At 66.8% G+C, this 20,123-nt stretch carries 18 protein-coding genes and 1 pseudogene; 10 read left to right on the forward strand and 9 right to left on the reverse strand.

Annotated elements, in window-relative coordinates; all coding sequences use genetic code 11:
• Positions 1–30: 30 nt before the first annotated feature.
• A complete protein-coding gene (locus BMY06_RS04940; RefSeq protein ID WP_074981850.1) occupies positions 31–876 on the reverse strand; it encodes an HTD2 family dehydratase in 846 nt (281 codons plus the stop codon).
• A 154-nt stretch (positions 877–1,030) separates the two neighbouring features.
• Here BMY06_RS04940 and BMY06_RS04945 point away from each other — a divergent pair, with 154 nt between their 5' ends.
• Positions 1,031–1,975 carry a LysR substrate-binding domain-containing protein gene (locus tag BMY06_RS04945; RefSeq protein ID WP_065061529.1) on the forward strand — a complete coding sequence of 315 codons (945 nt, stop codon included), beginning with the start codon at positions 1,031–1,033 and terminating at the stop codon, positions 1,973–1,975.
• A 120-nt stretch (positions 1,976–2,095) separates the two neighbouring features.
• Here the strand turns inward: BMY06_RS04945 and BMY06_RS04950 are convergent, their stop codons facing one another.
• Positions 2,096–2,548 (reverse strand): PRC-barrel domain-containing protein, encoded by a 453-nt coding sequence (locus BMY06_RS04950; RefSeq protein ID WP_065061530.1) that lies wholly within the window; start codon positions 2,546–2,548, stop codon positions 2,096–2,098.
• Between the two features lie 286 nt (positions 2,549–2,834).
• On the opposite strand from BMY06_RS04950, the gene BMY06_RS04955 reads away from it, so the two are divergent.
• Positions 2,835–4,187 carry an MFS transporter gene (locus BMY06_RS04955; protein WP_065061531.1) on the forward strand — a complete coding sequence of 451 codons (1,353 nt, stop codon included), beginning with the start codon at positions 2,835–2,837 and terminating at the stop codon, positions 4,185–4,187.
• Positions 4,188–4,203: 16 nt separating this feature from the next.
• On the opposite strand, the gene BMY06_RS04960 is transcribed toward BMY06_RS04955, so the two are convergent.
• Positions 4,204–5,214: a glycosyltransferase family 2 protein gene (locus tag BMY06_RS04960; protein ID WP_074981852.1), complete on the reverse strand. Its 1,011-nt coding sequence runs from the start codon at positions 5,212–5,214 to the stop codon at positions 4,204–4,206.
• 346 nt (positions 5,215–5,560) lie between these two features.
• On the opposite strand from BMY06_RS04960, the gene BMY06_RS04965 reads away from it, so the two are divergent.
• From BMY06_RS04965 to BMY06_RS04980, 4 genes and pseudogenes are all read left to right on the forward strand, one after another.
• Entirely contained in the window at positions 5,561–6,652 is a 1,092-nt protein-coding gene (locus tag BMY06_RS04965) for an aromatic acid exporter family protein (RefSeq protein WP_074981853.1), read from the forward strand.
• A gap of 169 nt (positions 6,653–6,821) precedes the next feature.
• Positions 6,822–7,961, forward strand: a pseudogene (locus BMY06_RS04970) (cysteine desulfurase family protein); the annotation flags it as partial.
• 171 nt (positions 7,962–8,132) lie between these two features.
• On the forward strand, positions 8,133–9,125 hold the full coding sequence (locus BMY06_RS04975; RefSeq protein ID WP_074981854.1) for an ROK family protein: 993 nt from the start codon (positions 8,133–8,135) through the stop codon (positions 9,123–9,125).
• Between the two features lie 42 nt (positions 9,126–9,167).
• On the forward strand, positions 9,168–9,893 hold the full coding sequence (locus tag BMY06_RS04980; protein WP_065061557.1) for a copper homeostasis protein CutC: 726 nt from the start codon (positions 9,168–9,170) through the stop codon (positions 9,891–9,893).
• A gap of 20 nt (positions 9,894–9,913) precedes the next feature.
• Here the strand turns inward: BMY06_RS04980 and BMY06_RS04985 are convergent, their stop codons facing one another.
• The 3 genes from BMY06_RS04985 to BMY06_RS04995 form a co-directional block, all read right to left on the reverse strand.
• Positions 9,914–10,441: a molybdopterin-dependent oxidoreductase gene (locus BMY06_RS04985; protein ID WP_080180896.1), complete on the reverse strand. Its 528-nt coding sequence runs from the start codon at positions 10,439–10,441 to the stop codon at positions 9,914–9,916.
• 198 nt (positions 10,442–10,639) lie between these two features.
• Positions 10,640–11,305 (reverse strand): DUF2278 family protein, encoded by a 666-nt coding sequence (locus tag BMY06_RS04990; RefSeq protein ID WP_074982169.1) that lies wholly within the window; start codon positions 11,303–11,305, stop codon positions 10,640–10,642.
• Positions 11,306–11,403: 98 nt separating this feature from the next.
• The gene (locus tag BMY06_RS04995) at positions 11,404–11,928 is read right to left on the reverse strand and encodes a DUF1697 domain-containing protein (RefSeq protein ID WP_065061535.1); all 525 of its coding nucleotides are present in this window, start codon (positions 11,926–11,928) and stop codon (positions 11,404–11,406) included.
• Between the two features lie 98 nt (positions 11,929–12,026).
• On the opposite strand from BMY06_RS04995, the gene BMY06_RS05000 reads away from it, so the two are divergent.
• Positions 12,027–12,518 carry a flavodoxin family protein gene (locus tag BMY06_RS05000; RefSeq protein ID WP_065061560.1) on the forward strand — a complete coding sequence of 164 codons (492 nt, stop codon included), beginning with the start codon at positions 12,027–12,029 and terminating at the stop codon, positions 12,516–12,518.
• A 196-nt stretch (positions 12,519–12,714) separates the two neighbouring features.
• On the opposite strand, the gene BMY06_RS38440 is transcribed toward BMY06_RS05000, so the two are convergent.
• Positions 12,715–13,113, reverse strand: a complete 399-nt coding sequence (locus BMY06_RS38440; RefSeq protein WP_143064406.1) for a hypothetical protein — start codon at positions 13,111–13,113, stop codon at positions 12,715–12,717.
• Between BMY06_RS38440 and BMY06_RS05010 the strand changes: the two genes are divergently transcribed.
• A complete protein-coding gene (locus tag BMY06_RS05010; protein ID WP_237181743.1) occupies positions 13,088–13,861 on the forward strand; it encodes a peptidoglycan DD-metalloendopeptidase family protein in 774 nt (257 codons plus the stop codon). The genes BMY06_RS38440 and BMY06_RS05010 overlap by 26 nt on opposite strands.
• A gap of 63 nt (positions 13,862–13,924) precedes the next feature.
• A complete protein-coding gene (locus tag BMY06_RS38055) occupies positions 13,925–14,590 on the forward strand; it encodes a septal ring lytic transglycosylase RlpA family protein (RefSeq protein ID WP_237181741.1) in 666 nt (221 codons plus the stop codon).
• Between the two features lie 15 nt (positions 14,591–14,605).
• On the opposite strand, the gene BMY06_RS05020 is transcribed toward BMY06_RS38055, so the two are convergent.
• A complete protein-coding gene (locus BMY06_RS05020) occupies positions 14,606–16,141 on the reverse strand; it encodes an alkaline phosphatase family protein (protein ID WP_074981857.1) in 1,536 nt (511 codons plus the stop codon).
• 97 nt (positions 16,142–16,238) lie between these two features.
• Positions 16,239–17,669, reverse strand: a complete 1,431-nt coding sequence (locus BMY06_RS05025; protein WP_074981859.1) for a sensor domain-containing diguanylate cyclase — start codon at positions 17,667–17,669, stop codon at positions 16,239–16,241.
• Positions 17,670–18,016: 347 nt separating this feature from the next.
• Between BMY06_RS05025 and BMY06_RS05030 the strand changes: the two genes are divergently transcribed.
• Positions 18,017–20,071 (forward strand): SPFH domain-containing protein, encoded by a 2,055-nt coding sequence (locus BMY06_RS05030; RefSeq protein ID WP_244144266.1) that lies wholly within the window; start codon positions 18,017–18,019, stop codon positions 20,069–20,071.
• Positions 20,072–20,123: the final 52 nt, after the last annotated feature.

Genomic DNA, 20,123 nt, shown 5'->3' on the forward strand with positions numbered 1-20,123 from the left:
GGAAGGAAGGAGCCTGCGGGGCGCGATGCTTCAGGCGAGCACGGCGCGCGCCGACATGGTCAGCGCGCCGTCGTGGTCCTGCGCCCACAACTCGATGGATTGAGCGTCTTCGGCGCGGCGGCCGCAGACGCGAAACGGGTGGCCGAGAAACGTCGGCCGGACCGCTTTCCAGGCGTATTCGCGCACGACCGCGCCGGGCACGCTGCGCGATACGAGGTCGAGCAGCAGCGTGGCGATCAGCGGACCGTGCACGACGAGATCGGGATAGCCCTCGACGCCGCGCGCGTACTCGCGGTCGTAGTGAATGCGATGGCCGTTGAAGGTGAGCGCCGAATAGCGGAACAGCAGCGTTTCGCTCGGCGTGATCTCGCGTGTCCAGTCGGCGTTCGCCGGCGCGGGCGTGGGCTTTGGTTGCGGCTGGCCAGGCTGCGCCGGCTCGCGATACACAATGTCCTGTTCCTCGCGGATCGCCGTTACGCCATCGGATTCGATCGCATGCTCGACGGTCACGAAGGCGAGACGCCCGCTGCGGCCTTCCTTGTGCTCGATATTGAGCACGCGCGAGACGCGCTCGGCCTGCGCGCCGATCCTGAGCGGCGCATGAAAGCTCATGCGCCCGCCCGCGGCCATGCGGCGCGGCAGTCCGAGATCGGGCAGGAAGCCGCCTTTTTGCGGATGACCGTCGCTGCCCAGTTCGGCTTGCGGCGCGGCGGACCAGAAGTAGAGCCAATGCCAGATGGGCGGCAGCGCGTCGCCCGAACGCGGCGTGCTGCGGCAATCGAGCGTGGCGGCCAGCGCGGCGGCGGGAGCGGGGGAGAGGAAATCTGTGACGTTCTGCGTCGGCTGTTCGAGCCGATCGGGTTGGCATGCGTGCATCGCCGTCTCCAGCGCCGGTGCGGCCAGCGCTTTTTGCAATAGGAATGAGGCGACTGTAGGCGAATGTCCGGCGCGGCGGAAATACCGATTGAATGTGCCGGTCATAAGGGTATCCTATGACCCTCGCTTGAACCGGCAGGAAGGGCAGCACCTCATGGACGTTCGTCAGCTTCGCTATTTCGTGCACATCGTCGATTACGGCAGTCTGGGCAAGGCCGCCGAAAAGCTCTTCGTGGCGCAGCCTTCGCTGAGCCAGCAGATCGCGAAGCTCGAAGACGATCTCGGCGTGCCGCTACTCGTACGCAGTCCGCAGGGCGTGAAGCCCACGGCGGCCGGGCAGGCGCTGTACCGCCATGCGCGGCTCGTGCTGCATCAGATGGAACAGCTGCGCCAGGAAGTGCGCGACGGCGTGGGCGCGGAGTCGGGCACGGTCGCCATCGGCTTTCCGACGACCATGACGTCCGTGCTGGCGATGCCGGTATTCGAGCGTGTGCGCGAGCGTTATCCGGGCATTCGCCTGCAATTCTTCGAGAGCATGAGCGGCTACCTGAACGAACTGCTCGCGAACGGGCGGCTCGACCTCGCGATTCTGTTTCGCGACACGGCCACGCCAGGCATCTCCGCGCTGCCGGTGCTCGACGAGGAGCTGTATCTGCTGGGCGAGCCGCGCGGCGTGTCGGCGCGCACGCGCACCGTCACGCTGGCCTCGCTCGCCGACGTGCCGATGGTCGCGCCCGGCGTGGCGAACGGCTTGCGCCTGCTGCTGGAGCGTACGTTCGCGCGCGAACAGGTGCCGCTGAATATCATCGCCGATGTGGATTCGTTGCCGATTCTGCTGTCGCTCGCGCAGTCGGGCGCGGCGTGCACGATCTTGCCCGCTTCGGCGCTGGCGCTGCGGGCGAGCGCCGACCGGCCCAGAATGCGCCGCATCGTCGATCCGGTGATCCGGCGGCCTGCGAGCATCTGCTGGCCGAATGCCTTGCCGGTGAGTTCGGCGTCGCTGGCGGTGCGCCGCACGATCTGCGAAACGATCGAGGCGCTGTGCGCGCGCGGGTCGTGGGAAGGGATCGAACTGCGGGAGATGGCGCAGGGCGGCTAGACAGCGCGGCCCGCGAGCCATAGGTAAAACAACTGTTTTCACGACCGCACGCCAGCGTCATACATACGCTGGCGTGCGAGAGCGGCATTGCGCCGCCCGTGTCGTGCTGCTTGCTACTGCTTATTGCTGCTGTTCTTGCTGCTTGTTGTCGATGCGCTTGGGCTTCGGCGGCGATTCGATCTTCGCGTACTGGAAGGCCGGCGTAGCCTTGAGCGCTTCCTTGGTCGCGCCCGGCAGATAGAGATTGCCCTTGCGCACTTCGAGCGAAGCGATGGGCACGGCCACGTCGTGCGCAGCCACGCCGAGGAAGCCGCCCGCTGCCACGATGGCCGCCGACACCGAACCGTCCGGCGCCACGATCAGGTCGCGCACGGTGCCCACCTTGACGTTGTCGTCGTTATAGACGGCCTTGCCGAGCACGCTCTTCTTCACGCTCCAGCCTTCGAGCAGCGCCTGCGACTGTTCGACCGTCACGCTCAGCGGCTGCGCGCCGGCGACCTGGGCTTGCGCGCCTGCACTGGCCACACTCGCGGCCACGACTGCGGCCGCCAACATCGTCATGCGGAAAGACATTTCTGGTGCTCCTGAATCAGGTTGGGTTTGCGGCGATGCCGCCCGATATAAAAATCGAACGGCCATAGTAGCCGGAATGAAAAAAAGCTGCGCTTAAGGTGCAATGCGGCAGAAAGCCCACGGTCATTCGACGGTCGATCGGTACTCGATGACATAACGGACGTTTTATGAAACGCGCCTTTCGCAACGGCGCGCGAGCGCCTAGTCTGTAACCACATGATACGGACTGGCCCGGATTCGGCGCAGGTGCGGCGGAGCGAGACGCCAGCCTTGAAGGAGACAACCGATGGACCTCGAAACGCGCACGATGACCCGCGTGACGGCACGCCTCGTGCCTTTCCTGATCGTCTGCTATTTCATCGCCTATCTGGATCGCGTGAATGTGGGTTTTGCTGCGCTGCAAATGAACAAGGCGCTCGATTTATCGGCGAGCGCATTTGGCTTTGGCGCCGGTATCTTCTTTATTGCGTATTTCTTTTTCGAAGTGCCGTCGAATTTGCTGCTCGAACGTTTCGGCGCGCGGCGCTGGATCGCCCGCATCATGTTTACGTGGGGCTTGCTGGCGGGCGCGATGGCGTTCATTCCGCATATCGCGCAGTGGAGCGGCATGTCGAACGCGCACGTGTTCTATACGCTGCGCATTCTGCTGGGCATTGCCGAAGCGGGCTTTTTCCCCGGCATCATCTTTTTGCTGACGCTCTGGTTTCCGGCCAAATATCGCGCGCGCGTGGTGGGCTATTTCATGGCGGCTATTCCGCTTTCCACGGTGATCGGCGGTCCGGTGTCGGGCTCGCTGCTGTCGATGGACGGCCTCGCCGGACTCGCGGGCTGGCAATGGGTCTATCTGATCGAAGCGGCGCCCGCGCTCGTGCTGGCCTTCGTCGTGCTGTTCTATCTCACCGACAAACCCACGCAAGCGACCTGGCTCGCCGACGACGAACGCGAATGGCTCGTCGCGCGTCAGGCGCAGGAGCGCAAGCATCGCGAAGCGGTCCATACCTTCAGCGTGGTGGAAGCGCTGATCAATCCGCGCGTGCTGGCCGTGGCGCTGATTTATTTCGGTGCGAACGCCACCAATTACGGCTTGAGTTTCTTTCTGCCGCAGATCGTCAAGGCGTTCGGGCTCACGAATGTGCAGACCGGTTTCGTGACTTCGTTGCCGTATATCGTCGGCGTGATTTCGATGGTGTTCTGGGGCCGTCACTCGGACCGGCGTCTCGAACGCAAGAAACACGTGGCGTTTGCGCTCGCGGTGGCCGCGGCAGGCATTGCGGCGGCGGCGGGGCTCGACAATCCGGTGCTCAAGATGCTCGCGCTTTCCGTGGCGGGCTTCGGCATCTTCGGCTGCCTGCCGGTGATCTGGACGCTGCCCGCCGCCTTTCTCTCAGGCGCGGCGGCGGCGGGCGGCATCGCGGCGGTCAACTCGCTTGGCAATCTCGCGGGCTTCTTCGGCCCCTATGCGATGGGCTGGATCAAGGACAGCACGGGCGGTTTCGGCGCGGGGCTGCTGTGCCTCGCGGGCGCGGGCCTCGTCGGCGCGGCGGCCGCGCTGCTGCTGCATCACGACGCCGCGCTCGAAACCATGGGCACGCCCGACCGCGCCGGACCGTCCGACGCGCACAAGGTCATGGGCTCATAGCAAAAATATCGACATCCTAAGGAAGTCGCGTGCGCGTGATGTCGACGGGCTGTTCGCTCGCGTCGAAATCCAGCGACGGCAACGCTGGATTCACGCGCCGCGCGCTGCGCCAGATCATCAGCAGGTGATAGTAGAGACGCGGACTCAAGCCGAAGCGATACGCGCGCAGATTGCGCAGCGCGAGCTTCAGGCCGATACGCGCCTCGCGATTGCGCGCATGCAGCGACACGACGATCGGCACGAGCCGCCGCAAAGCAATACGCCGCGCGGGTTCGAGTGCGGGCGGCAAGGCCAGCGCCTGCACGAAACGCCAGGCCGCGAGCGAAGCGGCATTCGGCGTGTGACGCGTGGCCTGCGAAACCGACACGTCTGTCTTGCAATAGACCGACACGTAATCGTCGACGTAACAGACCTTGCGTGCCGCGAGACACAACTGCGTGCCGAACACGAAGTCGCAGCACACTTCGTCGTGACCGCCATAGCCGATCTGCTTGACGAGCGCGGCGTCGGCGAGCCAGCCGTTGTTCGGGAACATCTGCACGATGCCCGCGCGTCCGGGCAGCGCCAGCAAACCGGCCGCCGCGGGCGTGCGATGAAACGCGAGATTGAGCCGCCGGCTGCCTGCGAGATCGATGCGTCCGCGATGATCGGCTTCATATTGATTGCCGAACGCGACCTGTAGATCCGGATAACGCGTCCATTGCGCCAGCAGCCTTTCGATGCCGTTTGCGACCAGCAAATCGTCGTCGTGAATCAGCAGAATCTTTTCGCCGGTGGCGCGCGCGAACAGACTCGCGACATTGCGCGCCTGTCCGAGCGGAGGCGTGTTGCGCCGATACGCGATGCGCTTATTTCGGCCGTAACGCGCGGCGATTAAAGCCGCCGTACGGTCGTCCTGCGAATCGTCGCCAATCACGATTTCGATGTTTGTATGTGTTTGCTGCAAACACGATTCAATGCAGCGAATCAACAGATCGGGACGATTGCACGTAGGCAGACATATCGAGACCTTGGTTTTTATCGTCATGGGCCTACCCCATTGCTCAGTAATCATAGTGAGGTTCGCCATGCGAACGCCAAACAACTTGCAAGACGGTAAGGGATAAAAACTCGAAAGAAATTGAAAATAAATCGCAAGCTTGGCGAATTCGGGAAAACGCTGATTGGGCGGGCGTTGCGCGAATTCGTCAGACGATTCAAGAAGAAAAACGCATGGTGCAGTGCAAATAAAAGCTTGCGGTGCGCTAACTGGAAGATAACCACGGGTCATCGGCGCGGCTCCGGAAAATAGCGCCACGTCATCGCGTAAATGGCTGCCGGAAAATGCGTCGGCTCGATTAGCATCCTGATATCGCCTGTACCGATCGACACCCATGACGCCATCCCAATACGTCCACAAACCCTTAACGCCGTTTCGCCGCTCGTTCGCGCGCTTTTCGTTATCGGAAATGGCGAAGTACACGAAGCTCACGCTCGGCTTATGGATCGGTTTTGCCATTCCCTACCATTTCGGTTATCCCGACGCGGCCGTCGCGCTCGCCGGTTCGGCGATGCTCACGCTGGCGCTCGGCAGTTCGATTTCGGCCGCGCGCGGTTATTTCTACAAGCGCGTGACCTCGAATCTCGTGGCCATGCCCATCGGCACATTGCTGATCTGGCTGACCGCGCCGCATTTATGGCTGGGCGTGCTGCTGCTGCCGATCGTGATCTTCGCGATCGTGAGCCTGCGTCCCTCGGTGTTTCAGATGACGAGCATCACCGTGCCCATGACGCTCGTGCTCTATACCGGCGAACATATTCCGCTGCTCGAACAACGCCTGATTGGCGTGGTGCTCGGCATGCTGCTCGGTTTCGTGATCCAGCAGATTGTGTTTCCGCCCGATCATGGTTTTTGGGCGAATACGCTCGTGAATAGCGGCAATGAACAAGCGACGGCGTTGCTCACGCAAATCGCCGCAGAGAAACTCGACCGCACGCAATTGAAGTCGCTTACGGCCGCGCTGCGCAAATCGAGCAGCAATCTGAAAGAGGCGCACGATCTTTTGAAGGCGGATCTCGCGCAGTCGTGGGTGTCGCCGCATTTACAGCGCAATCGCTCGCGCCTGCCGCTGTTCTGGTGTTATCACGAACTGTTCGATTCGGTGGTTAATTTTCTCGAAACGTTCGACACGTTTCATGCGCAATTCGAAGCGCTCGACGGGCACTGGAAAACGGAATATCTGCGCGGGCTCGGTTTGCTCGCCGCCGCGCACCGGCAACTGGCCGATGTCGCCGATCTGCGGGTCGAACGGCCGGGCCTGGACGCCAAGCCGCTGCGGCTTGCCACGCTCCAGACGCTATTCGAAGCGCTGCCCGCGGCAGGCGTCTACACCAGCGTGTATCTCGGGCATCTCACGGGCTATGGCATTTTGCTGTGCCGCCTGAGCGACATGCATACCGAACATCTCGGCGAAGCGCCGGTTTAACCGTTTTTCGTTTTAAAGACACGCGAGACGCGTGCGATCTGGCACGAAAGAAAAAATAATTCTGCGTTTGCCCGAAATCGGCGAGCGATTTGGAATCATTTTCTCGTCGCTGCCGCGTAGCATGGATGGCCATTCGAGTCTCGAAATCTCTCTTCCCAGTACCACGAGAATGGCTGAAAAACTGCACTATTTCGACTACGCGGCGACCACGCCGGCCGACCCGCGCGTGATCGCCGCCATGAGCGAATGCCTCGGCATGGAAGGCGCGTTTGGCAATCCGGCATCGAGTTCGCACGCGGCGGGCATGCAGGCGCGCTCGCTCGTCGAAGCCGCGCGTGCCCAGGTGGCCGCGCTGATCGGCGCGCACGCCGACGAGATCGTCTGGACCTCGGGCGCGACCGAATCGAACAATCTCGCCTTGAAAGGCTACGCGGATAACGCCGCCGACCGACGCCATCTGATCACCAGCTGCCTCGAACACAAGGCGATTCTCGACACCGTCGCGAGCCTCGAAAAGCGCGGCATGACAGCGAGCTTCGTGTGTCCCGACGCGCACGGCGACATCACGCCCGCCGCCGTGCAGGCCGCGTTGCGCGACGACACGGGCCTCGTTTCGCTGATGCTCGTGAACAACGAGATCGGCACGTTGACCGACATTGCCGCCATCGCGCCGATCGTGCACGCGGCGGGCGCGCTGCTGCACGTAGACGCCGCACAGGCGCTCGGCAAGACGCCGATCGACGTGAACGCGCTCGGCATCGATCTGCTGTCGATGTCGGCGCACAAGGTCTATGGGCCGAAGGGCATCGGCGCGCTGTACGTGCGCCGCGAAGCGGCCGCGCGCATCGCGGCGCAGATGCACGGCGGCGGCCACGAGCGCGGGTTGCGTTCGGGCACGCTCGCGACGCATCAGATCGTCGGCATGGGCACGGCGTGCGCGCTGGCCGCCGAGCGCATGGACGCCGATACGCAGCGCATCGCGCAACTGGCCGCGCGTTTGCTCGACGGTGCGCTGCGTCTCGACGGCGTCACGCAGAACGCGCGCGCGGCGCGCCGCATTGTGCATACGCTGAGTCTCACGATCGGCCACGCGGGCTTTTTCCCGTTCATGCTGGCGGCGGATGTGGCGGTGTCGTCCACGTCGGCGTGCAACTCGGCATCGGGCGCGCCTTCGCATGTGCTGAGTGCGATCGGCCTCGACGCCGACGCCGCGAGCCGCACGCTGCGTTTCAGCATTGGCCGCTACACGACCGAAGCCGATGTCGATCACGCCATCGCCCGTCTCGCCCAGGTCGTGGCGCAATGCCGGCCGGTGCAACGCCGCGAAGCGCCGGCGGCGGTTTGAAGCGCTCAAGACGGTGCGTTTGCTTCGACCACGGCGCGCCGCGTAAAGTGTGAGGGCTGCCGCTCACAGGCGTCGGCCGGGATTGCCCGGCGCGGCGCGCGCAAGCCGCGCGGGCGGCGCTGCGAGAGGCCCTTCATGCCGGATCACGCCCTGCCCGCACTCGCGGGCGCGCGCACGCTCTATACCGCCGATATCGGCGGCTCGTTCATTCGCCTCGCCGCCTGCACGCACGCGGGCGAACTCGTCGCGCTCGCGAAGCAGCTTACGCCCGCGCACGACTGGACTCAATTCGTCGATACGTTGAGTGCAATGCTCGCGGCGCATGTCGACGGTGCCGCCGATGCGGCGCTCGCGCTATCGATTGCGGGCCTCGTCGATCCCGCCGACGGCACCGCGTTTTCCGCCAATATTCCCTGTATCACGGGCCGCAAGCTCGCGAGCGAACTCGGCGCGCGGCTCGGCCGCCCGGTGTTCGCCGCGAACGACGCTGACTGCCTCGCGCTCGCGGAAGCCGTGGCCGGCGCGGGCGCCGGTCATCGCGTGGTGTTCTCCGCCGTGCTCGGCACGGGCGTCGGCGGCGGCCTCGTCGCGAACGGACAACTGATACAGGGCGCGGGCGGCGTGACGGGCGAGTGGGGGCACGGTCCCATCGTCAACACGCAATGTCAGCCGGAAGGCGAGCCCGAGCCGCTGTACGTGCCGCGCTTCGCGTGCGGCTGCGGTCAGCGCGGTTGTGTCGATACGATAGGCGGCGCGCGCGGGATCGAGCGGCTGCATGTGTTCCTGAACGCGGCATCGACCACCGATTCGCCGACACCCGCGCTGGACAGCCACGCGATCCTCGATGCCTGGACGCACGCCGATCGCGCCGCCGTGCGCACGATCGGCGTCTGGCTCGAACTGGTCGCGGATCCGCTGGCTGCCGTGGTCAACGTCACGGGCGCGTCGCGCGTGACGGTGGGCGGCGGGCTCGCCGGTTCGCCCGCGCTAATAGGGCGGCTCGATCAGGCGGTCCGCTCGCACGTGCTGCATCGGCGCGACGAACCGCTCGTGGTGCCCGGCCGTTTCAGCGCCGATGGCGGCCTGATCGGCGCGGCGCTGCTCGCGCGCCAGGCTTCAAACCGCTAAGCCTCGTCAACGCTCTTTCACCTCATGAAACAAGGATCGCCGATGCCTATAACGCTCGAAATCTGCGTGGACAGCGTGGACGGACTCGACGCCGCCGTCGCGGGCGGCGCCGATCGGATTGAATTGTGTTCGGCGCTCGATCTGGGGGGCCTCACGCCGACGCCCGGCCTGATCGCGGCGGCGGCGCACGCGCCGATTCCCGTCTACGCGATGATCCGGCCGCACGCGCGCTCGTTCGCGTGGTCGCCCGCCGACACGGAAGCCATGCTCGCCGATATCGACGCCATGCGCGCGGCCGGTCTCGCGGGCGTCGTGCTCGGCGCGGCGCGGGCCGATCGTCAGCTCGACGTGCAGATGCTGGCCGTCTTGTGCGAACGCGCGCGCGGGCTCGGTACCACGTTGCATCGCGTCTTCGATCTCGTGCCCGATCCGGCGCGCGCGCTCGAAGAAGCGGTGGCGCTGGGCTTCGAACGCATTCTGACCTCGGGCGGCGCCGCGCGCGCGGCCGATGGCATCGTCGCGCTGAACGCCCTCGTGCGGCACGCGGCGAACCGCATCGGCATCATGCCGGGCAGCGGCATCGACGCGCTCAACGTGGCGGGCATCGTGCGCGCGAGCGGCGCGACGCAGGTGCACGCGTCATGCCGCGCGGTGTTTGCGCACGGCGAGCACAAGGGCGTCGAACTTGGCTTCTTTCCGGAGCGCGGGAGTATGACGTCGGCGCGCGCGGTGATGGGCCTCAAGCACGCGATGGCGGCGCTCGCCTGAGCGGCGTGCTCAAGGCATGTTCAAGGCGCAAGCACGCGCGTTTCGATGCGCGCGAGACGCTTCAGATGGCGCGGCGCGGGCACGCTGTCCGCGCCGGAGAACAGCACGGGCGCGCCGTCCGCGGCGCTGAGCGGCTGGCCGCCGCATTCATAGGCGACGATGGCCTGCTCGCCCACCGGCGAGTTGAACAGCTCGTGCCACGTGAACGGCACGGCATAGCCGTCATGGCCGACGGCCAGAAAGATCATGCGCTTGAAGTCGCCGGGCGCTTCGTAGTGCAGGCCCGCGTGCTCGATCAACGCCGTCAGCAGCACGCCGCGATAAGGCTCGACCGTGCGGATGAACCGCTGCGTGGTGTAGCAACGCAGATCGAAGGGCGCGCACGTGACGCTCGGCATCGCGCGCAAGGCTGCGAGCGTGAGCGTTTGAGGCCGTACCACGCTGCCGGAGAGCGTGAGTACGACGTCTTCGTCGGCAGGATCGGTGCGATCGGTGTGATCGGTGTGATCGGTGGAAGTGGCCGCAGCGGCGTGGGGCGCGAGGTTCATCGTGGAGGCTCCGGGCCGCGCGGCGGCCTGACGGCGATCGACAGGGGATCGGCTGAAAATCGACCGGAAAAATCGACAAAGCGTCGATATAACTTCGCGTATATTACGATAGCCCGCGCCGCTGTATCAACGATCGGCCTGACATGTCGCGCATATTGCCGCGCTTATCTTGCGTCGGGGCTGAATCGCGCTGACTGCTCAGGCGATCGGTTTCGAGTCCGCGGTGGGATTGCCGAGATCGTCGGTCGGCAGATATTGCTGATCGAACGCGGCCACATAGAGCACCCATTGCGGCGCGCCCACGTCGACGAGCAGCGCGCCGTCCTGCCAGATGTCGTTGTGATCGTTGCGGTCGTTGCCCGCGCGATGAATGAATTCGCCTTTCGATCCCTGATTCATGTGCACGTCGTGGACGCCGTTGCCTTCGCTGTAGAAGCGGCCATACACATAAACGTCGTAGCCGGATTGTTGCGCGCGCAACAAAAGACGCTGGAGCGTGGCGACCGGTTCGACGGCATCGGTGCCGTCCATCACGTCGCTGTTGCGCCATGCGCCGGTGTTGGCGAGAAAGTCGCTGCGCTGGAAATCGAGCGCGGGCAGCGCGTGCTGGCCCGTGAGATTCTGCTCGCCCGAGGCATCGGCTTGCAGCGTCTGCAACATGGCGTGGCGAAAATCGAAGAGCAGCTTGTATTTGAGCAGGTCGTCGGCGTCGGTGGTGCCGACATTGACCGCCACATCCCACTGCGCGCCGCCCACATCGAGGCCGAAATGCAGGTGATACTGCACTTCATGCGGCCGCTGCGTGGGCTTGAGTTGCGGCGCGGAAGTGATCTTGCCTTTTGCGAAACCGTAGGGAAGCGTCATCGTCTGCATCTCCGGGTGCATGGCGTTTCATCATAAGACAGACGCGTGACAGCCGTGCTGCACCGCGGCTTCGCGAAGGCGTCAGCGAGCTTTCATTTTTATTCGGCGCGCTGATTGGCCCATTGCGCGAGCGTGGCGACGGTGTTCATATTGCGCGCGGTGCCGTCGGCGGCAGCGGGCAGTTTGAGCTTCGAGCGGCCAATGCCGTCCGGATACTGCACGTAGATTTCGCGCTTGCCCGCGACGATGCTTTCCGCTTGCTGGCCGCGCGCCGTTTCGAGCAGGTTCGCGGGCGGCGCGGTGTCGAGAAAGATCGCGACAGTGCGATCGGGCGGCGCATCGGCGAAGGGATTGGCGGCGACGATGGCCGCCATCTCGGCGGCGTTGCGCAACAGCACGCCGACGGGTTTGCCCGCGTAAGCCTCGAGGCTCGCTTCGAGTTGCTTCTTCACGCTCGATGCGGCGAGGCGGCTGTCGAACACGACATTGCCGCTGGCGATATAGGTGCGCACGTTGGCGAAACCGAGCGCTTCGCACATCGCGCGCAGTTCGGTCATGGCGAGTTTGCCGGTGCCGCCGACATTCACGGCGCGCAGCAGGGCGACATAGGTAGAGGTAGGCATCGCCTGATAATACTGCGAAGCGCCGGGCGCGCGCTGTGGGCGCGGGCGTGCACGGTATCATCGGCATTTCGCGAAGCGAACAGGCTCACAAAGACGCAATGAAAACGCTATTGATCGTCTATCACTCGATGACGGGCGGCACGCAGCAGATGGCCGAAGCGTCCGCGCGCGCGGCGCGTGCGCAGGCGGGCGTGAACGTGCGTCTGCAACGCGCCGACGCCAGCGTTCCAAACGATGTCCTGGCCGCCGACGGCTATCTGTTCGCGACGCCCGAGAATCTCGCATCGATGTCCGGGCTGATGAAGGACTTCTTCGATCGCTGCTATTACGCGGCACTCGACCGCGTAAGCGGGCGTCCTTATGCCGCGATGATCTGCGCGGGCAGCGACGGACAAAACGCGCTGCGCCAGATCGAACGCATCGCGACGGGCTGGCGGCTGAAAGCCGTGGCGCAAGGAATGATCGTGTGCACGCACGCGCAAACGCCGGAGCGCATTCTCGCGCCGAAGATCATCGGCCCCGACGATCTCGCGCGCTGCGCCGAACTCGGCGAAGGACTGGCGGCGGGACTCGCACTCGGCGTGTTCTGAGGCGATCGCGAAGGTCATCCGCGACGCGCAAAACGGCCCCGCAATTTAAGGGAAATTTGCAGAGATGGTCGAGTTTCGCGCATTGTTGTAAAGGATTGTCAGGTGTGAGAGCGGGGCGTCAACTGGGCGATAAGGTGGGCGTTTTGCGGGCGAGGGCCAATCGCTTGGTTGGTTCTCGATCCTTCTTAATCCCGTTTTATCGAGTCACACCATGAAGCGCATCCTGATCGCCAGCCTCGCCCTTTTCGTTTCCGCCGCTGCCTTCACGCAGACGGCATCCGCCGCGCCCGCCGGCCATCATCACAAGCACGCCCACAAGCACAGCGGCAAGCACCACGCCCGCCGCGACGTCGCCATGCAATCGCCCGCCGATCGCGCACAGCCGCTCGATCAGGCGCCGGCATTCCAGCACTAACGCCAACGTCATGGCCGCCTGAAGCGGCGCATTTCGCAGCGGCGCAGGCTCCCGAACGGGACTTGCGCCGCTTGCGCATTCGACTGGCCGCGTGGCGGCCTCCGTCGAATCGACGCGCCGCCTGCATTGCCGATAAACATAGGATGACGAATCAATGAAATCGTGGCTGGGGTCGTTCATGGTCAGGCCGGGACGCGGCGCGGGGTGGGCAAGTGGTCTGGTAGCGACCGTGGCGGTGACCACGGCCGCGACGCTGTCCGGTTGTGCGTTCGACGGCGACTTCGAACGCGGCGGCGCGGCGTCCGCGTGCCATGGCGTGATCGCGGGCTACTACTGCGTGAAGCCCAACGACACCTTGCAGAGCGTGGCGTTCGCCTTCGGGCGCACTGCGCGCGACGTCGCGCAATGGAACAGCCTGGAGGAAAACGCGCCGCTGCATGCCGGGCAGACGCTGCGCATGGGGCCGCCGGACTGGCGTGCGTGGCATGACGGCGCGTCGGCTCAAGCGCAGCCGTCCGCGGGCGCGGTGTCGGCGAGCGCGAGCAGTCGCTTCGTGTGGCCCGTGAGCGGCGTGATCGTGCGCGAGTTCGGTGCCGATGGCGCACGCGGGATCGAGATCGCCGGTCATGCGGGCACGCCGATTCGCGCCGCCGCGCCCGGGCGCGTGGTGTATGCGGGCGACAGCATCAAGGCTTACGGGCTGATGGTGATCGTCAAGCACGAGAACGGCTATGTGACCGCGTACGGCAACAACCGCCGCCTGCTCGTCGCGGAAGGCGATCCGGTGCAGCAGGGCGCGTCCATCGCCGAAATGGGGGCACGCGCCGATGGTCAAGCGCTGCTCCAGTTCGAGATGCGCGAAGGCGGCAAGCCGGTCGACCCGCTCGCGCATCTGCCTGCCGGCTCGGGGCCGCTCACGCAGCCCTGACCGGGCGCACGCTGCACGCCTGCCAGGCGCGGGCGGAAGAACAATCAGACCCTCGGGAACACGTTGAAGAAGATCCAGTCTGCCGTGGCGCTCGGGCGCGCGCGGGGCCAAAACGCACCCGTCGCGCGGCGTTGGCGCGTCGCGCTGGTGCCGCTGCTTGTTGCGTTGATGGGCACGGCGCAGGCGCGCAAGCCCGCGCCGGTTTCGCCGATCAGGCATGAGACGCGCGAAGGGCACGCAGTCTCTGCGCAGAAGCACACGCGTGTCGCGTCGCACCACGCGGTATCCGGCCAGCATGTCGAGCGCATGCGGCACGCGCAGCGACGCTTTCAGACCGGCATCGCGTCGTGGTACGGACGCGAATTCCATGGCCATCGCACCGCGAACGGCGAACGTTTCGACATGTACGCATTGACTGCGGCGCATCGCACGCTGCCGTTCGGCTCGTTCGCGCGCGTGACGCTGCCCGCGACGGGGCGCTCCGTGGTCGTGCGCATCAACGATCGCGGGCCGTATGCGCGCGGTCGCGTGATCGACCTGTCGTTCGGCGCGGCGCGCGTGCTCGGTTATTCGGGCGCGGGGTCGGCGCGTGTGCGCATCGAGCCGGTGGCGGCGCGGGAAGCCGCGGCGCAATCCGGCGCGCGGCGCGCCAAACGTCCGGCGCGCCGCGCGAAGCCCGTGCCGCCGCCGAAGCGCTATCGCGTCGATCGCGTCGATCGCGCACGCTGACGCATTGCGCGCGGCTCAGCGACGTCCGCTTCGCCGCCGATGCGCGTCGGTCTGCTTCGCGATATAGGCGACATAGTCGGCCACGGCTTGCGCGGTCGGGTGTCCGGGCGTGGCGGCGCGCGGCATGGCCGAGCCCGGCGACTGCCCGCGCAGCCGCGCGCCGAACAGCGACGGATCCTCGATGGCGGGGACGTCGCTCGTGTCCTCGGCCATTTGCAGATCGAGTGCGTGCGCAATCGACGCGAATCCGCTGACCTGATTGAACGTGGGCGTGGCCACGCCGGCCAGCGGCGCGCGCGCCACGGCGGGGGCGGCGGCGTCGGCGGGCGAGGGCGCAGTGGCAGCGGCCGCGCCGGTTACGTTCAACCGCGCGGGCCCGTCGTCGCCGCTTGCCCGCGGGGCGGCAAGCAAGGCGCCGAGCCACGAAGGCGAGGTCGCGTCGCGCTGCGTCAACGGCGCGCCAAGGCCGAACAGCTCGCGCACCGAGCGCACGATCGACGCATGGTCGAACGCCGTGTCCTGCGGTGCGCCCGCCGCGCGCGGAAACAGCGCGCTGCCCGTGCGTCCGCGCGGCGCCCACGGCGAAATCAGCAGCGCGGGCACGCGCACGCCCAGCCGGTCGAACGCGAACTCGCTGGGCACGGCGGCGCGATGGCTGTTCAGATCGGCGTCGCCCGGCGGCTCGGCGGCGGGCGGCGGCACGTGATCGAAAAAGCCGCCGTGTTCGTCCCACGTCACCAGCAGCGCGCTGCGCGCCCAGACGGCCGGCGCGTTGCGGATCGTCTCGTACACGTACTGGATGAAGCGCTCGCCCGAGGACATCGACCCGACCGGATGCTGCGAATTGCCATCGGCGAAATTCGCGCTCAGCAGTCCGTAGCTCGGCTCGATGAAGGTGTAGTCGATGTCGTAGCCGCTGCTGTCGTTGAGATCTTGCTGGAAGGCGTCGTCGGCGCTGCCGGGTCGGATCGTGCGGAAGGTGTCGCCGTGAAAGAAGCCGCCCACGAGGCCTTTGATGGCCAGCACCTGCGGAAAGGCGTCGGCGTGATAGACGCGCCAGCGCTTGCCGCTCGCGGCGAGGCGCGCGAACAGCGTGCCGTTCTGGAACGAAAAGCCGAGGCTGTCGATGGTTTCCGAGGCCGCGCTCGTCAGTCCGCCCGGACTGTTGGCGAGGCCGCCCGACGACGCCGCATGCGCGAAGAAGCGGTTGGGCCAGGTGGGTCCGGGCATCGACGAAAACCAGTTGTCGAACAGCACGAACTCGCGCGCGAGCTGGTCCACGACGGGCAGCGCGCCCGCGCCGAAGCCCTGCATCGCAACAGCCGCGTTCGGCCCGTTTGCGAAGCCGCTCATGGGCGGCGTGCCCGCGATCTGCGCGGCCACGTCGTCGAATTCGTGCGGCGGGTCGGTCGCGATGCGGTCGGGCGCACCCGCGGCGAAGCCCCACGAAGCGGGCGGCGGCGCGACGCCTTCGAGGCCCGCTAGCCCGAAGACGTGATCGAAGGAACGGTTCTCCATCATCAGGACGAACACGTGTGCGATGTCGGCCATGGACGTCTCCCGCTGAGGAAGAGGCCTAGCGTAGCACGGCTTTCGCGCGGTGAATCGACGGCGGCGATGAGGCAGCGCGATCGTCACGCAAACGTCCTCAGGCGAGGCTCGCGTCCGCGCGCGCGATGCGGTTGCGACCGGCGCGCTTGGCCGCGTAGAGCGCCGCGTCGGCGGCTTCGATGAGCGCGAGGGCGCCGGCGTTCGGCGTGTCGTCGACGGTGACGGGCAAGGGACTGCGGGTCGCGCAGCCCGCGCTTACCGTCACGTGGCCGTCCGGGCTCGGCGCGGCGATCGCGAGCCGCGCCACCGCCGCGCGGGCGCGTTCGGCGATGGTGCCCGCTTCGTCGGCGGGGGTATCGGGCAGCACCAGCGCAAACTCCTCGCCGCCGTAGCGCGCGACGAATTCGCCGGGCCGCCGCAGCGTGCTCGCGAGCGCGCCCGCCACCGCGCCGAGACAGGCGTCGCCGTGCAGATGGCCGTAGGCGTCGTTGTACTGCTTGAAGTGATCGACGTCGATCATCACCAGCGACAGCGGCCGGTCCGCGCGCGCCGCCTGCTCGACCTCGCGGCGGAACTGCTCGTCGAAAAAGCTGCGGTTGTAGATGCGCGTGAGCGCATCGTGCGCCGAGCTGTGCACGAGCGAGGCGTGCTCCTGCGCGAGCCGCCGGTAGAGCGCGGTCACTTCCCAGACGAGCACGCACACCAGCACGCCCGGCGCGAACATGCTGAACACACGCGCGACGTACCAGCCCAGCGTGAAGCGCTCGACGCTCAGCGTGTTGAGCGCGACGTCGACGAACGAGGCGAGCAGCGCCACCACGATCCACAGATCGAGCACGAGCCGCAGCCGCCCCTTGAGCAGCACGACCGCGATGGCCGCCAGATTCAGCACGCCGATGACGATGCCCACGGCGTGCGCCGCAAGCGGATTGCCCTGAACGCTCAACCCGGCTGGCGCGGCGACGTGCGCCACCGGCCACGGCTGCGCGAAATCGACCTGGATCACGAGGACGCCTAGCAGCGCCGCAAGCACGGCGGGACCGGCCACGAGCAGCCAGCCGCGCGCGCCGCCAAAGGTCGACGCCGTCGCCATCGACGATGTCACGGCGTTCGCGCGGTTGCGCACGCTTGCCGCGACGATCACGAAGACCGGGAAGCCCGCGTGCCAGAACACCCACATCCACGCGGCGCTGTGCGGCCCCGCGCCGAGCAGGCCGCTGCGCGTGAACACGCCAGGAAACATCAGGAGCTGGAGCGCGACGGCGATGGCCGTGAACGCGTAGGCGCCGCCGAGCGCGCCGAGCATCGGCAGGCGCGTGGCCGCGAAACGCCCGCCGAGCAGAAAGGCGGCGATGCCCGACGTGGTGAAGACGGTGAGCGCGCACATCGGCATGAAGGGCGCGACGGGCGGCAGCGCATCGCGCGCGCGGGGCGCGGCGAGGGCGAGCGCGAGCAGGATCGCGAGCGCGCAGAGCGCTGCGGCGATCGCCTGCCTGCGTGTTGCCGGTCCGATCAGCAAGCCGTCCATAGCGTATGGCCGATGTTGGATTGAGCGTCGATGACGACAGCCTCGCACAGGCGCTCGAACCGCCCATCGCCTGCTTGCCGTCCGCTTGAATTCGAGTCCTGCCTGTCCCCCGCACCGCCTCGGCTATTGTGCGCCGAAAGTGCGCCGAAAGTGCGCTGTCGTACGTGAACGCGATGCCCGTTCAGCGATGCATGCGGACCGCTCCGACACGCGCTCACGGCTTCAACGGCGGTCTATTAATGTTGAGTTTCCTTAACGAGCGCGCTACATTGGGCGCGCGTTTCGGGGCGCGTGAATAGACAACGTTTGCGCGTCCGATTTCCGTAATTTCCATGTAAGGATTGCCGATGGTGCATCGCGCAGCGCGCGACAACCGCGACGCCGGGTACGGCCTGGCCGCCCGCGCGGGTCATGCGAAGCTGGCCGGCTGCGCAGCGGGACTCGTCGTCGTGTGGACCGGGCTCGCGCTTGCCGCCATGCTCGCGCCGCGTCTCATGATCGATGCGCGTGCGTGCGCGGTGCTGGCGAGTGCGTGTCTGAACCTGCTGCTCGCGGTGATCGGCACGCGTCTCGCCATGCAGCGTATGCACGCGAGCACGCCGCTCTGGAAGACGCTGCTGCAACTCGCGCGGCTCGCGTTCCGGCATGACCGCTCGAAGGCCGCCGCCGCGCAGCACGAAGCCTCATCCGCCGACGATGAGCGCGCGCAGTGGCAAGCCTTGTTGCGCGCATTGCCGTGGCGGCCCGCCGTCGTGCCGTTTGGCGCGCTCGTGTCGATTGCGCTCGCGGTGTTCGCGTGGACGATGCCCGCGCCGGGTGCCGCGACGGTTTCCATTTCCGCCGATCTCTCCAATATGGCCGATGCGTCTGTTGCCGCGTCGGCCGGTTCGCACGCGCCGTTGCTCGTCGCGGGCGTGGCGGCGTTGCTGCTGGCGTTCGCGGCGCTGTACGCCGAACGCGTGCAGACGCATCGCGCTTCACAGGCGATGCAAACGTCACAAGACGCACAGGCTTCGCGCGAGCCCGCTGCGCTGGCCGGCCTGCTGCGCGTGATCCTCGTCGTGTCGTTGAGCGCGGCGGCGGCCGCGGCCTGGTTCGCGCAGACGGGCGAGGCGCTGACCTGGCTCGTGCGTCTCGTCGCCGTGTTGAGCGGCCTCGTGGCGGTCGAGCTGGCGGCGCGTTCGGTGTGGGCCGCGTTCGTTGCGGGACCGTCGGCATCGGCATCGTCATCGTTATCGGATTCGGGGTTGCTGCACAGCGCGCTCGCGAATGCACTGCGCGTTCAGGCGCGGCCTTTCGCGGCGCTGAGCGCGCAGTTGCGCATGCGTTACGGCATCGACCTGCGGCAGAACTGGGCGCTGCAAAGTTTCGTGCGCCTGCTGCCCGCCGCGATCGCGACCGTGGTCGTGCTCGGCTGGCTGCTGGGCGGCGTCGCCGTGCTCGGTCCCGATCAGCGCGCCGTCTACGAGCGCTTCGGCGCGCCGGTCGCGGTCTGGCAACCGGGCTTGCACGTCGGCTTGCCCTGGCCGTTCGGGCGCACGCGCGTGATCGACAACGGCGCGGTGCATCAACTGATCGTCTCGGGCAGCGCGAACGACGCAAGCCAGGCCGCGCCGCGCGTGGCCGCCGACGCCGCGCCGCCCGATCAGCTCAACCGCCTCTGGGACGTCGCGCATCCGTGGGAAACCACTCAGGTGATCGCGGGCACGAGCGGCGATCAGCAGGCCTTCCAGGTCGTGAGCGCCGATGTGCGCCTCGACTACCGCATCGCGCTCTCGGACGCGGCGGCGCGCGCGGCGCTCTATCGCGCCGTCGATATGGACGAAACCGTGCGGGCGATCGCGAACCGCGCCGTGGTGCGCTATCTCGCCTCGCGCACCTTGCAGTCGCTGATCGACACGCCGCAGACCGCGATGGCCAACACGCTGCGCGCGAGCGTGCAGGGCGAGCTGGACCGTCTCGCGAGCGGCATCGAAGTGATGGCGGTGGTGATCGAGAGCGTGCATCCGCCGGCGGGCGCGGCGGCGGCCTATCACGGCGTGCAGGCGGCGCAGATTCGCGCGCAGGCGAGCGTGGTGCAAGCGCGCGGCTTCGCGGCGGCCACGCTCGGCGGCGCGCAGCAGCAGGCGATCGAAGCGGTGGCGCAAGGCAGCGCCGATGCCGCCGACACGCTCGCCACCGCCCGCGTGCAACAGATCGATTTCGACGCCGACGTGATCGCGCAAGGCCTCGGCGGCCCCGCGTTCGCGTTCGAGTATTACCTGCATCGCCTGCAAAAAGGCCTGCAAAACGCGAGCGTGACGATCATCGACGACCGCCTCGCGAGCGGCAACCGCGCGACCATCGACCTGCGCACGTTCACGCCGGCCACGGCGGCGGCGGGCGTGAGGCCGGCATGGTGAGCGGCGCGACATTGAGCGGGCATTCGACCGGATCAACCGGTTCAAACTTGAG

Origin of the sequence: Paraburkholderia tropica, from assembly GCF_900109265.1 — a bacterium.
Taxonomy (GTDB): Bacteria; Pseudomonadota; Gammaproteobacteria; order Burkholderiales; family Burkholderiaceae; genus Paraburkholderia; species Paraburkholderia tropica.

Bases quoted from the DNA above. Each gene is read 5' to 3' on its own strand.
- BMY06_RS04940 (WP_074981850.1), bottom strand. From the start codon at position 876: ATGCACGCATGCCAACCCGATCGGCTCGAACAGCCGACGCAGAACGTC.
- BMY06_RS04945 (WP_065061529.1), top strand. From the start codon at position 1,031: ATGGACGTTCGTCAGCTTCGCTATTTCGTGCACATCGTCGATTACGGC.
- BMY06_RS04950 (WP_065061530.1), bottom strand. From the start codon at position 2,548: ATGTCTTTCCGCATGACGATGTTGGCGGCCGCAGTCGTGGCCGCGAGT.
- BMY06_RS04955 (WP_065061531.1), top strand. From the start codon at position 2,835: ATGGACCTCGAAACGCGCACGATGACCCGCGTGACGGCACGCCTCGTG.
- BMY06_RS04960 (WP_074981852.1), bottom strand. From the start codon at position 5,214: ATGACGATAAAAACCAAGGTCTCGATATGTCTGCCTACGTGCAATCGT.
- BMY06_RS04965 (WP_074981853.1), top strand. From the start codon at position 5,561: ATGACGCCATCCCAATACGTCCACAAACCCTTAACGCCGTTTCGCCGC.
- BMY06_RS04975 (WP_074981854.1), top strand. From the start codon at position 8,133: ATGCCGGATCACGCCCTGCCCGCACTCGCGGGCGCGCGCACGCTCTAT.
- BMY06_RS04980 (WP_065061557.1), top strand. From the start codon at position 9,168: ATGCCTATAACGCTCGAAATCTGCGTGGACAGCGTGGACGGACTCGAC.
- BMY06_RS04985 (WP_080180896.1), bottom strand. From the start codon at position 10,441: ATGAACCTCGCGCCCCACGCCGCTGCGGCCACTTCCACCGATCACACC.
- BMY06_RS04990 (WP_074982169.1), bottom strand. From the start codon at position 11,305: ATGACGCTTCCCTACGGTTTCGCAAAAGGCAAGATCACTTCCGCGCCG.
- BMY06_RS04995 (WP_065061535.1), bottom strand. From the start codon at position 11,928: ATGCCTACCTCTACCTATGTCGCCCTGCTGCGCGCCGTGAATGTCGGC.
- BMY06_RS05000 (WP_065061560.1), top strand. From the start codon at position 12,027: ATGAAAACGCTATTGATCGTCTATCACTCGATGACGGGCGGCACGCAG.
- BMY06_RS05010 (WP_237181743.1), top strand. From the start codon at position 13,088: ATGAAATCGTGGCTGGGGTCGTTCATGGTCAGGCCGGGACGCGGCGCG.
- BMY06_RS38440 (WP_143064406.1), bottom strand. From the start codon at position 13,113: ATGAACGACCCCAGCCACGATTTCATTGATTCGTCATCCTATGTTTAT.
- BMY06_RS05020 (WP_074981857.1), bottom strand. From the start codon at position 16,141: ATGGCCGACATCGCACACGTGTTCGTCCTGATGATGGAGAACCGTTCC.
- BMY06_RS05025 (WP_074981859.1), bottom strand. From the start codon at position 17,669: ATGGACGGCTTGCTGATCGGACCGGCAACACGCAGGCAGGCGATCGCC.
- BMY06_RS05030 (WP_244144266.1), top strand. From the start codon at position 18,017: ATGGTGCATCGCGCAGCGCGCGACAACCGCGACGCCGGGTACGGCCTG.